The 12287-nt window shown below is 55.7% G+C and carries 14 protein-coding genes; 5 read left to right on the top strand and 9 right to left on the bottom strand.

The annotated features are described in order from the left end of the window. Positions 1-77 precede the first annotated feature (77 nt). From radC to mutM, 4 genes are all read left to right on the top strand, one after another. A complete protein-coding gene (radC, locus tag ACLHV8_RS00465) occupies positions 78-746 on the top strand; it encodes a RadC family protein (RefSeq protein ID WP_028017857.1) in 669 nt (222 codons plus the stop codon). Positions 747-964: 218 nt separating this feature from the next. After that, a complete protein-coding gene (gene rpmB, locus ACLHV8_RS00470) occupies positions 965-1201 on the top strand; it encodes a 50S ribosomal protein L28 (protein ID WP_002436699.1) in 237 nt (78 codons plus the stop codon). 22 nt (positions 1202-1223) lie between these two features. Continuing rightward, positions 1224-1391: a 50S ribosomal protein L33 gene (gene rpmG / locus ACLHV8_RS00475; protein WP_003024094.1), complete on the top strand. Its 168-nt coding sequence runs from the start codon at positions 1224-1226 to the stop codon at positions 1389-1391. 72 nt (positions 1392-1463) lie between these two features. Then, positions 1464-2273 carry a bifunctional DNA-formamidopyrimidine glycosylase/DNA-(apurinic or apyrimidinic site) lyase gene (gene mutM, locus ACLHV8_RS00480; RefSeq protein ID WP_028017858.1) on the top strand — a complete coding sequence of 270 codons (810 nt, stop codon included), beginning with the start codon at positions 1464-1466 and terminating at the stop codon, positions 2271-2273. 2 nt (positions 2274-2275) lie between these two features. On the opposite strand, the gene coaD is transcribed toward mutM, so the two are convergent. The 4 genes from coaD to ACLHV8_RS00500 all read right to left on the bottom strand — a co-directional run bounded on the left by coaD (position 2276) and on the right by ACLHV8_RS00500 (position 5853). Beyond that, a complete protein-coding gene (gene coaD / locus ACLHV8_RS00485) occupies positions 2276-2755 on the bottom strand; it encodes a pantetheine-phosphate adenylyltransferase (protein ID WP_129324339.1) in 480 nt (159 codons plus the stop codon). A gap of 3 nt (positions 2756-2758) precedes the next feature. Then, positions 2759-3529, bottom strand: a complete 771-nt coding sequence (locus ACLHV8_RS00490) for a glycosyltransferase family 2 protein (RefSeq protein WP_208595154.1) — start codon at positions 3527-3529, stop codon at positions 2759-2761. Further along, on the bottom strand, positions 3529-4803 hold the full coding sequence (gene waaA / locus ACLHV8_RS00495; protein WP_028017861.1) for a lipid IV(A) 3-deoxy-D-manno-octulosonic acid transferase: 1275 nt from the start codon (positions 4801-4803) through the stop codon (positions 3529-3531). Before waaA ends, ACLHV8_RS00490 begins: the two co-directional genes overlap by 1 nt. Positions 4804-4869: 66 nt before the next feature. Next, on the bottom strand, positions 4870-5853 hold the full coding sequence (locus ACLHV8_RS00500) for a glycosyltransferase (RefSeq protein WP_134708582.1): 984 nt from the start codon (positions 5851-5853) through the stop codon (positions 4870-4872). 157 nt (positions 5854-6010) lie between these two features. Here ACLHV8_RS00500 and ACLHV8_RS00505 point away from each other — a divergent pair, with 157 nt between their 5' ends. Beyond that, entirely contained in the window at positions 6011-7114 is a 1104-nt protein-coding gene (locus ACLHV8_RS00505) for a glycosyltransferase family 4 protein (protein WP_049006988.1), read from the top strand. Here ACLHV8_RS00505 and ACLHV8_RS00510 read toward each other — a convergent pair. Genes ACLHV8_RS00510 through rfaD form a run of 5 tightly spaced genes read right to left on the bottom strand, consistent with a single transcriptional unit; the run spans position 7093 to position 12273 of the window. Further along, a complete protein-coding gene (locus ACLHV8_RS00510) occupies positions 7093-8202 on the bottom strand; it encodes a glycosyltransferase family 4 protein (RefSeq protein WP_208595153.1) in 1110 nt (369 codons plus the stop codon). The genes ACLHV8_RS00505 and ACLHV8_RS00510 overlap by 22 nt on opposite strands. Continuing rightward, a complete protein-coding gene (gene rfaQ / locus ACLHV8_RS00515; protein ID WP_208595152.1) occupies positions 8199-9302 on the bottom strand; it encodes a putative lipopolysaccharide heptosyltransferase III in 1104 nt (367 codons plus the stop codon). Before rfaQ ends, ACLHV8_RS00510 begins: the two co-directional genes overlap by 4 nt. Then, positions 9295-10281: a lipopolysaccharide heptosyltransferase RfaC gene (gene rfaC / locus ACLHV8_RS00520; RefSeq protein WP_208595151.1), complete on the bottom strand. Its 987-nt coding sequence runs from the start codon at positions 10279-10281 to the stop codon at positions 9295-9297. The genes rfaQ and rfaC overlap by 8 nt, the downstream gene beginning before the upstream one ends. Before the next feature lie 3 nt (positions 10282-10284). Continuing rightward, the gene (gene rfaF, locus ACLHV8_RS00525) at positions 10285-11331 is read right to left on the bottom strand and encodes an ADP-heptose--LPS heptosyltransferase RfaF (RefSeq protein ID WP_208595150.1); all 1047 of its coding nucleotides are present in this window, start codon (positions 11329-11331) and stop codon (positions 10285-10287) included. 9 nt (positions 11332-11340) lie between these two features. Beyond that, positions 11341-12273, bottom strand: a complete 933-nt coding sequence (gene rfaD / locus ACLHV8_RS00530) for an ADP-glyceromanno-heptose 6-epimerase (RefSeq protein ID WP_008502707.1) — start codon at positions 12271-12273, stop codon at positions 11341-11343. Between the last annotated feature and the right edge of the window lie 14 nt (positions 12274-12287).

Raw genomic sequence — 12287 nt, forward strand, 5'->3', positions numbered from 1 at the left:
CGTTACGCAAGACTGCAACGTCGCCGTCGAGCGCCTGTCTGGCTTGTGGCAGCATGAGAGGAAAAGGGAGAAAGAGCATGGAAGAAGAGGATGAGCAGTTGCTGCCGCGCGAAAAACTGCTGCGTTATGGAGTAACCCTGTTAAAAGACGATGAGCTCCTGGCGCTCTTTTTACGTACCGGCACGCCCGGAAAAACGGTATTTACGCTGGCAAAAGAGCTGATAGGGCATTTTGGTTCACTGTATGGCTTGTTGACTGCCGACCTGGCTCAGTTTAAGCACGTCGAGGGGATCGGCGTGGCGAAATATGCTCAATTGAGGGGCATTGCCGAGCTTGCACGGCGTTTTTACAATGTCCGTCTGGAAGAAGAGGATCCAGTTCTGACCCCAGAAGGCGCGCGTGAATTCCTGCAAAGCCAGCTGGCGGATGCGGAGCGCGAGATCTTTATGGTGATCTTTCTCGACAACAGAAACCGGATACTGAAACATAGCCACCTCTTTTCGGGCACATTGAGCCACGTTGAGGTACATCCGCGTGAAATTGTGCGCGAAGCGATAAAAGTGAATGCAGCCGGCGTGATCCTCGCGCATAATCACCCCTCTGGCTGTGCACAACCGAGCAGAGCTGACAAAGAAATTACCGAACGCATTATCAAATGCTGTCAATTCATGGACATTCGTGTGCTGGACCATCTGATAATTGGCCGCGGAGAGTACATTTCTTTTGCAGAACATGGCTGGATTTAGGCTATTTCTCGCGATCCATCGGGATCTTTGTCTGTTCGGGACTTGAGCACACCGCCGAGTCAGCGTATACTACGCCACCTTTGAGAATCTCGGGTTTGGCATTTGGGCCTGGCAATCGAGAGTTCACTTAGAACTATGCGATGACCGGGCTGTAAAGCCTGACGAGGCGCCGATACCCCATACGAAGCTCGAGCTAATTTGATTTTTGGAGAATAGACATGTCCCGAGTCTGCCAAGTTACTGGCAAGCGTCCGGTGACCGGTAACAACCGTTCCCACGCACTGAACGCGACTAAACGCCGTTTCCTGCCGAACCTGCACTCTCACCGTTTCTGGGTTGAGAGCGAGAAGCGTTTTGTCACCCTGCGTGTATCTGCTAAAGGTATGCGTGTAATTGATAAGAAAGGCATCGATACAGTTCTGTCTGAACTGCGTGCCCGTGGCGAAAAGTACTAAGTACTTAAAGAGGAAATAAATCATGGCTAAAGGTATTCGCGAGAAAATCAAGCTGGTTTCTTCTGCTGGTACAGGTCACTTCTACACCACCACGAAGAACAAACGTACTAAGCCGGAAAAACTGGAACTGAAAAAATTCGATCCAGTTGTACGCCAGCACGTACTGTACAAAGAAGCTAAAATCAAATAATTTTAGTCTCCTTGTATTGAAAAACCCCGCAACTGCGGGGTTTTTTGCATTCTGTATCTCAACGGAGGAACCATGCCAGAATTACCAGAGGTAGAGACTAGCCGCCGCGGTATTGAGCCGCATCTGGTCGGTGCGACTATTCTTCATGCGGTTGTCCGTAATGGGCGTCTTCGCTGGCCGGTTTCCGATGAGATCCATGCGTTAAGCGACAAACCGATCCTCAGCGTTCAGCGTCGCGCCAAGTATCTGCTGCTGGAGCTGCCCGACGGCTGGATTATTATCCATCTGGGGATGTCCGGGAGCCTGCGTATCCTCACTGAAGAACTGCCAGCGGAAAAGCACGACCACGTCGATCTGGTCATGAGTAACGGCAAAGTGCTGCGTTACACCGACCCAAGACGCTTTGGCGCATGGTTGTGGACTAAAGAACTTGAAGGTCACAGCGTGCTGGCGCATTTGGGGCCAGAGCCGCTCTCAGACGCGTTTAATGCGGAATACCTGAAAGAGAAGTGTGCAAAGAAAAAAAGCCCGATTAAGCCATGGCTGATGGATAACAAGCTGGTGGTCGGCGTGGGGAATATCTATGCCAGTGAATCACTGTTTGCTGCCGGGATCCATCCCGATCGGCTGGCCTCTTCGCTGTCTGCGCAAGAGTGCGAGCTGCTGGTGAGGGTGATTAAAGCGGTGCTGCTGCGTTCCATTGAGCAGGGCGGAACAACGCTGAAGGATTTCCTGCAGAGTGACGGTAAGCCCGGTTATTTTGCTCAGGAGCTACAGGTATATGGCCGTAAAGGTGAACCATGCCGCGTGTGCGGAACGCCGATTATCGCAACGAAGCATGCCCAGCGCGCCACGTTTTATTGCCGTCAGTGCCAGAAATAGGGCTACTTTAACTTTTCCATCAACGCCTGATGGACGTTAACCGGCAGGAAATGGGTCACATCGCCGTGATGCCGTGCAACTTCTTTCACCAGCGTGGAAGAGATAAATGACCACTCTTTGGAAGGCATCAGAAACACGCTCTCCAGCTCTGGCATCAGGTGGCGGTTCATGTGCGCCAATTGCATCTCGTACTCAAAATCTGCCACTGCGCGTAAGCCGCGGATCAGGATATTAGCCTGCTGGGTGCGGGCGAAATTAGCCATCAGGTCACTGAAGCCCACCACCTCAACGTTCGACAGATGTGAGATCGCATCGCTGGCGAGCTGTACGCGCTCGGGCAGATCGAACATCGGTTTCTTACTGGGGCTGGCGGCTATCGCCAGAATCACCTTGTCAAACATACTCGCCGCACGGGTGATAATATCAAGATGACCGTTAGTGATGGGATCGAAGGTACCCGGATAAATCGCTTTTGTGCTCATGGCTCACGTTTTCTCTGAGTAGCCGCGGCTAAGCGCCCACAGCTCGGTGTATTTGTTGAAAGTATACTGGGCATTCACCACCGCCAGTAACCAGCCCTGTTTACCATCCAGAACGCCGCCACGTAGCAGCAGCGTTTTCAGAAACGCGCCCAGCGTGTGGGTGAAGATACCGGTCAACGTGGCCTTCTTGCCGCGCTGATGACGTTCCTGCGCCCATGCGGTGGCATAGTTGAGCTGTTTACGCTGGAAGCTGGCGAAATCGCGGCAGGTCAGGTGCAGTAAATCACCGTTTAAGGCGACTACCGGGGCGGTATCGCAGGCCAGGGACTCATGCACCAGGTTATCGTTGTACTGATAACGCTCGCGCTCATACAGGCGCATCACGCGGTCAGGATACCAGCCGCTGTGGCGCATAAACCGGCCGAGAAAGTAGTTACGACGCGCGATGCTGTACACCGCACCTGGCTGCGGCGCAGAGAGCACACTCTGAATCGCCTGCTGGAGTTCTGGCGTGATGCGCTCGTCGGTATCGAGCATCAGGACATAATCACCAGTGGCGTGTCCCTGCGCGCGCTGGCGCTGGATGCCATAGCCTTGCCAGTCTGTGTCGATAAAGACCTTTGCGCCCGCAGCACGGACAACATCCACCGTGTTGTCCGTGCTGCCGGAATCAAGCACGACAATTTCGTCGGCCCAGGCGACAGAGGCCAGGCAATCGGGAAGCAGGTCGGCGGCGTTTTTGGCGATCATCACGACCGACAGACGCTGAGACATTAGTGGCTCCGCTGAGGCAGATAAGGTTGCAGAAGCTGCAGCAGACGGGTCAGAGCGCCCTGGTTCTGATGCAGCACTTCGACGGCATGGCGACCGTACCACAGACGGTAATCTTCGTCGGTCAGTAAGGTCGAAACCTCTTTGACCACTGAGTCCGCATCGGTCACGGTAATTAAACCATCGGCTTGCTGCAATTTAGCGCAGATATCTTTGAAATTAAATGTATGCGGCCCCATCAGCACCGGAATCGCATGCGCCGCTGGCTCCAGCGGGTTATGACCACCGCGCTCGACCAGGCTGCCGCCGACAAAGGCGAGGTCGGCAATGCCGTACAGCAGCATCAGTTCGCCCATCGTATCGCCAATCACCACCTGGGTGCTGCTGGACGGGATCTCGCCGCTGCTACGCAGGGTGAAACTGAAACCGCCTTTTTGCACCATCTCGCGGGCGTCTTTGAAACGTTCCGGGTGACGAGGCACCAGAATGAGCAATAAATCCGGGAATTTTTCCAGCAGCTTACGGTGTGCTTGCAGGATGATCGCTTCTTCGCCGTCGTGGGTACTGGTCGCAATCCAGACCTGACGACGCGGCGCCCACTGGCGGCGCAGTGTCACCGCTCGGGCAGCGAGTTCAGGTGTGACCGAAATATCGAATTTCAGACTGCCGGTTACCGCGAGCTGATTGCGCTTAAGACCAAGAGAGACAAAGCGTGCGGCATCTTCTTCGTTTTGCGCGGCAATCAGCGTGATCTGGCTCAGCAGGCGGCGCATAAATTTGCCCAGCTTGCCGTACCCTTTAGCCGAGCGTTCTGACAGGCGCGCGTTGGCAATCACCAGCGGAATTTTACGGGCATGCAAGGCGGAAATCATGTTTGGCCACAGCTCGGTTTCCATCACGATCACAAGCTTTGGGCGAACAGTTTCGAGGAAACGGTTCATGGCGCAGGGCAGGTCGTAGGGCAGATAGACGTGATGCACGTCTTTACCAAATGCGGACATCACGCGCTCAGAGCCGGTTGGGGTCATGGTGGTGACGGTGATCGGCAAAGAGGGATAACGATGGCGCAGGGCGCGGACCAGCGGAATAGCCGCCAGCGTTTCGCCAACGGAAACGGAATGCAGCAAAATACCGTCCGGCGCGACTTTATTGCGGCAGAAGCCATAGCGCTCAGCCCAGCGTTTACGATACGCAGGTGCTTTACGGCTACGAAGCAACAGTCTCAGCCACACCAGTGGCTGAATGATGTAGAGCAGGGCGGTATACAACAATTCCAAGCGATTATCCGTTTTTTTAGTTTCGGCGGGCAAATTCTAAGCATTTAAGCCAGGTAAAGCTATCTCTTATGCCAGATACCGCTTTAAACGGAAATAACGGCGACCCAGTCGCCAGTGCTGGCGAAGCCCACGGGCGTTTTTCCAGATAAGCGTCCAGATCCCGCGATCGAACAGTTCCTGAATAATTTCACGCTTTTTGGTGGCATCACCAATGTTGTTAATCGCGTGCAGAATACCCAGACCCTCTTTCGCGATTTGCCACTGGCAGGCGGGCACGCGGCGTACGGCATCCGGGTAGCGCTGGTTGATAACGTCCAGCATCTCAAGGATTTTCATATAGTGACGCGCGTTACGCATCCGCGTGTCATCCGTGCCTGGCGTGTGTGATACCGAGGCGGAATGGATGAGATAGTCGTAGAACGTTTCGTCGGTGTACTGAACGCGTTTTGCGGTAAGCAGCACTTCGGTCGTCCACGGGATATCCTGATGACGCAGTCCATGCTCAAACGTGAACCCCTGAGCTTTAATAAAGGCGTGGCGGTAAATATTCAGCCAGGTCACATGCAGGAATTTACGTGAAGCCAGCGCGCGCTGAAGCCAGGTTGGGCCGTCCAGCACGTCGGTGGACTGCAGCTTGTCGGACGGGAAGATTTTTTTCGACGGTCTACCGTCATCATAAATATAGGTGCCGTTACAGGTGGCAACGTCGAGATCGTTTTTCTTCGCCATCTCAAGCAGGCGTGGGTACATGCCCGGGTAGATCACATCGTCGATGTCCGGAAACGCGACATATTCGCCAGTTGCCTCTGCCAGACCGGTGTTACGGGCGGCAGAGACGCCCTGATTGGCCTGTTCGATAACCTTGTAATACGGAAATTCACTGGCATATTGCGCAATGATGGCCGCAGAGTTATCACTTGACCCATCGTCCACAACGACCAGTTCCAGACTGTCCAGATGTTGAGCTTTGATGCTGTCGAAAAATGCACTCAGGAATTTTTCACCGTTATAGACGGCGACTACAAGGCTCAATAAAGGTGTGTCGGACATGCTTTCTCCGTTGTGTTCAGGGCAGGCCACCCATGTTGGTGGTACCATTCGTGCTGTATTATATCCGGTGGATACTAAAAACATATGCCTGGAGGGACAAAGATCCCCTCAGGCGGCAAATTAGCGTCATGCTGGCGAGATTCTTAACAGGAAATGTATGCATATTGTTCACACTGAAGCAGACGGCGGCAAAGGCGGACAGCCTCTGCGCATTATTAACGAATCGCTCGGGATGATTCAGCGTGGCCATCAGGTGACCCTTCTTTGCCCGGAAACTGCACCGCTGCATACGCTGGCGCGTGATGCTGGGTTGACGGTTGTCACGATGCCGTTGAAACGTAAGAACCTTAAAAACCTGCAGTTGCTGCGCCGCTGGCTGAAGGATAACCGCCAGTCTATTGATGTCATCAATAGCCATAACTCGGCGGATACCTGGCTGGTGGCACTGGCGAATCTGACGCTCTCTAATCCTGTGCCACTGGTCCGTACCCGCCATGCTTCAGGTGTACCGCGTAACAACTGGACGACGCGCTGGCTGTTCCGTAAAGCCTGTGCGCATATCGTCACGACTGGCGAAGCGCTGCGTCATCAGGTGGCGAATATTGGTGTCCCGATGTCCCAGAGTACGTCGGTGCCGAGCGGTGTGGATACGCAGCGTTTCCGCCCGGGAGATAAGCACGAAGCCCGTGCGCATTGTGGTTTGTCGCAGGAGGATTTCTGGCTGGGTGTGGTGTCGCATCTGCGTCCGAACAAAGGCCATAGCGTACTGCTGCGCGCCCTGGCGAAAATCGACAATCCGCAGATTAAGCTGGCGATCGTCGGTGAAGGTCCGCATAAAGCGACGCTGGAACAGGAAATTGTCGCGTTGGGATTACAGCAGCGTGTAGTGATGGCGGGGCATCAAAGCGATCCGGAGAGCTGGTTCCCGGCGTTTGATATTGCGCTGAGCCCTTCGCACGATATGGAAGGTGTACCCCAGGGCGTCCTGCAATCGCTGGCCTCTCGCATTGCCACCATCGCGACCGATGCCGGCGGGACGGGTGATGCGGTGATTGATGGCCAGACGGGGATTCTGGTCGCACAGCGTGATGAAAATGCGCTGCACGATGCCATCGTTAAGCTGTATGACGACGCATCCCTTCGCGAGAAGCTGGCGCAGCAGGGTTATGATTACCTGAGCACCCACTTTACTCGCGAATGTATGCTGGACGCGATGGAGAAAGTCTTCTCTGAAGCGGCTCAGCGCAGCAGATCGCGATAAAGCGCCTGTAGCTCTTTTGCCATTCTGTCCAGGGTGTAGGGTTCAGCTGTTGCGCGCGCCGTCGCTGAATAATCAACGCCCTGGTCACGGCCTTTCAGCCACTGGGCGATAGCCTGCTGGTAGCCTTCACTGTCCAGCGCATCACGCACCCAGCCGTTCTGTCCTTCAGTTATCCACTCTGCCGCGCCGCAGCCGTGGCTGGTGAGCAGCGGCAGACCGCAGGCCAGCGCTTCCACGCAGACATTCGGGAACGGATCGTAGAGCGTCGGCAGGATCAGCGCGTCCGCCGTGCCGTAAACTTCCCGCACATCCGCAACCGGCCCCAGGAACTTCACCCGCGAAGAAACCCCCAGCGTCTGTGCCAGCTTTTCGAATTTGCGCGCGTGTTTATCTCGTCCGGCAATCAGTAGCCAAACGTCAGGATGAGGCACGATGGCCCGTAGCGCGGTGGCCACGCCTTTACGGCTAAAGCCAGACCCGACATACGCCAGCACTGGCGCATCCTCCGGGATGCCGAGCGCAGTACGCTGCGATAACGAGCGGACATTCGGGCTGAAATGCGCCGTATCCACGCCATTGTAGATAACGGTCAGTCTGTCATCCGTCAGCGCGAAGCGGCGGGCGATGTCATCGCGTACCATCTTTGAGTTACAGATCACCTTGCGCAGTTGCGGATGGGTAAACATCTGCGCTTCAGCCTGCAAAATATAGCGGTGGTAACGGCTGAATGACTGCGCCCAGCGCGCCAGCGGCGACAGAATGCGGCCATACTGTTCAAGCCAGGTGGCGTGTACGCCGTCGCCTGCGCGGAAAATAGTTGCCCCGGGAATACGCTCATGACTTTGCACAATATCGAACTGAGCAAAATGCGAGGCCGCTTCCACCGCAAACCCAGATTCACGGGCGATACGGTTACGAAACGGCGGATTTACCGTCAGCGTTTTCCAGCCTGACGCATCTTCCCACTGGCGGGCAATCAACGTGACATCCAGGGTGGTATCCTGGGCCAGCACGTTTAAGGCGCGGGAAACGAAACGCTCCGCACCGCCGTTGGGGTTGTAGGTCTGTCGGACGATCGCCAGTTTCATGCCGGATATTCCAGCAGCAGGGTATCAATGGCGCTCAGCACCTGTTGCGGGGTAATGGCGGTGATGCAGTCGGAAACGCCACCGTCACCGCAACCCGCTTTGCCGCAAGGCTGGCAGGTAAATCCGGCGGTGATCACACGATAATTCACCCCCCACGGTGCCCACTTGATTGCCCCGGTTGGGCCAAAGATAGCCACGGTTGGGGTCCCCACGGCACTCGCGAGGTGCATCGGCATAGAGTCAACGCCGAAGTAGATACGCGCGTGTTTCATCAGGGCGCCGAGCTCTTTCAGGTTCAGCTGTCCGCTCAAATCAAACACCGGCTGGGTAAGCGCAGCGCGCAGCTCATCCATATACGCGGTTTCTTCTTTCGACGGCGCGGCTGAGAGGATAATCGGCAGGCCGCGAGCCGCCAGGTTATCGATGGTTGCCGCCAGCTTTTTGATATCCCAGGCTTTAAACATCCAGCGCGACGTTGGGTGCACCAGAATGTAGGATTTGCTCTCCAGGCCAAACCCGGCCAGTTTCTCAGCGACGGAGGTTTCCGCCGCATCGCCCGGTACAAACAGGGTATGTTTGTCTTCAGCAGACTGCGGGTGGATCCCAATCCGGCGCAGGGCGTCCAGGTTCACTTCCACCATATGACGGCTGTTGTCCTGAATCGCCGGGTAGAGCGTGGTGAAGGATTTCACCCAGCGACGACGTGCCAGCCCACCGCGTTTATCCGGCTTAAAGCCGACGGAGACGCGTGGCTTCAGTCGACGCGCCAGACGCGCGCCGTGCCAGTGTTCGGTCAGGTTAATCAGCACATCGTACTGACGCCCTTTCAGCGTATTGACCAGGGCGCGATACAGACGGAATTGCTCGAACCAGCCCTTTTTGCGCCAGTTGCGACCAATGGTATGTACCTGATCGATATGCGGATGGCTGGTCAACATCGCCTGCGTGTCGTCGTAGACCAGCGCGTCGACTTCAACGTTTGGCCAGTTCTTTTTCAGTACGGTAAAGACCGGTGAGGTAAGCAGCACGTCACCGTGGTGACGCAGCTTAATGATCAGCACGCGCTTCGGTGGGCGCTCCGCTGAGAAAAAATCAGACATAGGCTCTCTCTGCTGCCAGCAAAGGCTCTAATTGTGCAAATACCGCAGCGGCACTAAGGTCGCTCAGCTGCGATGAATGTTCCGGGCGGCAGATATGTTGATTTTTTCCGTAGCCGCCGATAAGACCCGGGTCCGTTGGGCCGTAAAGCGTAATATTAGGTCTATCCAGCGCGGCCGTCAGGTGGCTCAGGCCAGTATCAACCGATACCACTGCCGTAGCACCCGCCAGCTCTTGTGCCACGCCGTCGAGCTTCATGCGTGGCAAGACGTCCACATAATCAAATCCTTCCGCCAGGCGTCTGGCGCGCGCTTCTTCATGCGGTGCCCCCCACGGCAGTTTGATGCGCAAACCTGCTGTGCCCAGTAAACCAATCAGCTCACGCCAGTGGGTTTCCGGCCAGTGTTTGTCATCCCGGGTAGTGGCATGGAGGAAAATGAGATAAGGGGAACTATTTTGCCGTGAATTGTGAAGAAAATGCTGTGAAATGGCGTAATCACCCTGCACTTCAGGTTTTGTATAGCCCAGGCTTTTGGCAAACAGTTCACGGGTGCGTTCCACCGCGTGCTGCTGCTTTGCGATAGCGTGGCGACGGTTATAGAACAGGCTCGCCAGCGGTTCACGGGCGCTGTGCCAGTCCATGCCGTGCTTTACGCCGTGTGCCAGTCGTGTTACCAGCGCAGCGCTTTTGACCAGCCCTTGCGCGTCGATAATGGCATCGTACTGCTGGGCCTGCACCGCATCACGAAACGCTTTGCGTTCGGCTTTAATCGGTGCCGAGAACCACGCCTTACGCCAGCGGCGGATAGCCACCGGGATCACACGGTCGACCGCTTCATGCCAGGTGGGGATCTGCGCGAAGCCTTCTTCCACCACCCAGTCAAAACGAATGCCGGGAATGGCCTGCATGGCATCCGTCAGCGACGGCAGCGTATGCAGAACATCGCCCATCGAAGAGGTTTTAACGATCAATACCCGCATCCGTTATCCTTCTTCGCTCAACAGCAGTTCGTTAAGCTCTTCCAGCACGCGCTCTGGCGTAATGTCGATCAGGCTCTGGTGATAGCCTTCCGCCGCATCGCCTTTACGCACTTTGTGGTAGCCGGTGATCAGGCGAATGACACGCGCTTTGTGGGACAGCGGCGGGGTAAAGTCCGGGCTGCTTGGGCCATACAGCGCAACCAATGGGCGATTTAGCGCCGCGGCGACGTGCATCAGACCGGAATCATTAGTGACCACGGCTTTACAGGCGGCAATCAGAATAACCGCTTGCTCCAGCTGGGTTTCCCCGGCCAGGTTGCGGCACCAGGCCTGCTGTTCTGTGCTCAGCGTGGCAAGGATTTCGTTACCGGCGTCGTGATCTTTTGCCGAACCGAACAGGACAATCTGGTAGCCTTCGTCAATCAGCTGTTTTGCCAGCTCCGCATAGTGATAGTGCGGCCAGCGTTTTGCCGGGCCGAACTCTGCGCCAGGGCAGAAGCCGATCATCGTACGTTCGGCCGAAATGCCAAATGCGTTACAGGTCTGAGATTTTTCGCCATCGTTAACCTGCAACTGCGGCCACAGCAGCGGCTGCGGCAGATCTTTCGCGCTGCGCATCACGCCTTTGTCGTAGGCCAGCGCGACATAGCGCTCTACCATCAGCGGCCAGGCCTCTTTATCCAGCACGCGGGCGTCGTTCAGCAGACCGTAACGCATTTCACCGCGCCAGCCTGTACGATGAGGCACGCCTGCAAAGAAAGGTACCAGGGCAGATTTGAAGGAGTTGGGCAGCACGTAAGCGCGATCGTAACGCTTCTCGCGCAGGCTGTGGCCGAGCTTGCGGCGTTCGCCGATTTCCAGCGCCCCGTGGCCGAGCGGCATTGGGATCGCCTCGTTAACTTCCGGCATACGCGATAACAACGGACGGCACCATGCAGGTGCCATCACGTCGATTATCGCCTGGGGATAGCGCGCCTTGAGCGTGCGATAGAGACTTTGCGACATCATCATGTCGCCCACCCATGACGGGCCGATCACCAGTATCTTCATGCTTGTTTCTTACGCGTCGCGGTTCAGCCAGGCCATATATTCCGTTACGCCTTCCGCAACGGTCTTGAACGGCTTGTCATAACCTGCTGCGCGCAGGTTGGTCAGATCAGCCTGAGTGAACGCCTGATAGCGGCCTTTCAGTTTATCCGGGAACGGAATGTACTCAATGCTGCCTTTTTTGTGGTACGCCAGGGTCGCGTCTGCAACAGCCTGGAAGGATTCCGCACGGCCCGTACCCAGGTTAAAGATGCCAGACACGCCGTTTTCCCAGAACCACAGATTCACTGCGGCAACGTCGCCTACGTAGACGAAGTCACGCTTGAAGCCGTCGCTGCCTTCAAACAGTTTCGGACTTTCGCCGTTATTCAACTGGGTGTTCAGGTGGAAAGCCACGCTCGCCATGCTGCCTTTGTGCCCTTCGCGCGGCCCGTAGACGTTGAAGTAGCGGAAGCCCACAATCTGGGAGTTCGCTTCAGGCAGAACCTGACGCACGTATTCGTCGAACAGGAACTTAGAGTAACCGTAGACGTTCAGCGGCTGTTCATATTCGCGGGATTCGATGAAGTCTGACGTGCGACCGCCGTAGGTTGCTGCAGAAGAGGCATACAGGAACGGAATTTCACGCTCCAGGCAGTAGTGAAGGATCTCTTTAGAGTACTGATAGTTGTTGTCCATCATGTACTTGCCGTCCCACTCGGTGGTGGAAGAGCACGCACCCTCGTGGAAGATAGCTTCGATTTCGCCGAACTCTTCACCTGCCATAATCTGGATAAGGAAGTCTTCTTTATCCATATAGTCAGCGATGTTCAGATCCACCAGGTTGACGAACTTGGTGCCATCTTTCAGGTTGTCAACCACCAGGATGTCGGTGATGCCTTTGTCGTTGAGAGCCTTAACAATATTGCTGCCGATAAAGCCTGCGCCGCCGGTAACGATGATCATAACTGTACCTTTGA

The organism is Enterobacter sp. CPE_E863 (assembly GCF_046521465.1).
GTDB classification, from domain to species: Bacteria; Pseudomonadota; Gammaproteobacteria; order Enterobacterales; family Enterobacteriaceae; genus Enterobacter; species Enterobacter adelaidei.

Bases quoted from the DNA above. Each gene is read 5' to 3' on its own strand.
- rfaQ (WP_208595152.1), bottom strand. From the start codon at position 9,302: ATGTCTGATTTTTTCTCAGCGGAGCGCCCACCGAAGCGCGTGCTGATC.
- rfaF (WP_208595150.1), bottom strand. From the start codon at position 11,331: ATGAAGATACTGGTGATCGGCCCGTCATGGGTGGGCGACATGATGATG.
- ACLHV8_RS00505 (WP_049006988.1), top strand. From the start codon at position 6,011: ATGCATATTGTTCACACTGAAGCAGACGGCGGCAAAGGCGGACAGCCT.
- ACLHV8_RS00490 (WP_208595154.1), bottom strand. From the start codon at position 3,529: ATGTCTCAGCGTCTGTCGGTCGTGATGATCGCCAAAAACGCCGCCGAC.
- ACLHV8_RS00500 (WP_134708582.1), bottom strand. From the start codon at position 5,853: ATGTCCGACACACCTTTATTGAGCCTTGTAGTCGCCGTCTATAACGGT.
- mutM (WP_028017858.1), top strand. From the start codon at position 1,464: ATGCCAGAATTACCAGAGGTAGAGACTAGCCGCCGCGGTATTGAGCCG.
- rpmB (WP_002436699.1), top strand. From the start codon at position 965: ATGTCCCGAGTCTGCCAAGTTACTGGCAAGCGTCCGGTGACCGGTAAC.
- rfaC (WP_208595151.1), bottom strand. From the start codon at position 10,281: ATGCGGGTATTGATCGTTAAAACCTCTTCGATGGGCGATGTTCTGCAT.
- rpmG (WP_003024094.1), top strand. From the start codon at position 1,224: ATGGCTAAAGGTATTCGCGAGAAAATCAAGCTGGTTTCTTCTGCTGGT.
- radC (WP_028017857.1), top strand. From the start codon at position 78: ATGGAAGAAGAGGATGAGCAGTTGCTGCCGCGCGAAAAACTGCTGCGT.
- ACLHV8_RS00510 (WP_208595153.1), bottom strand. From the start codon at position 8,202: ATGAAACTGGCGATCGTCCGACAGACCTACAACCCCAACGGCGGTGCG.
- rfaD (WP_008502707.1), bottom strand. From the start codon at position 12,273: ATGATCATCGTTACCGGCGGCGCAGGCTTTATCGGCAGCAATATTGTT.
- coaD (WP_129324339.1), bottom strand. From the start codon at position 2,755: ATGAGCACAAAAGCGATTTATCCGGGTACCTTCGATCCCATCACTAAC.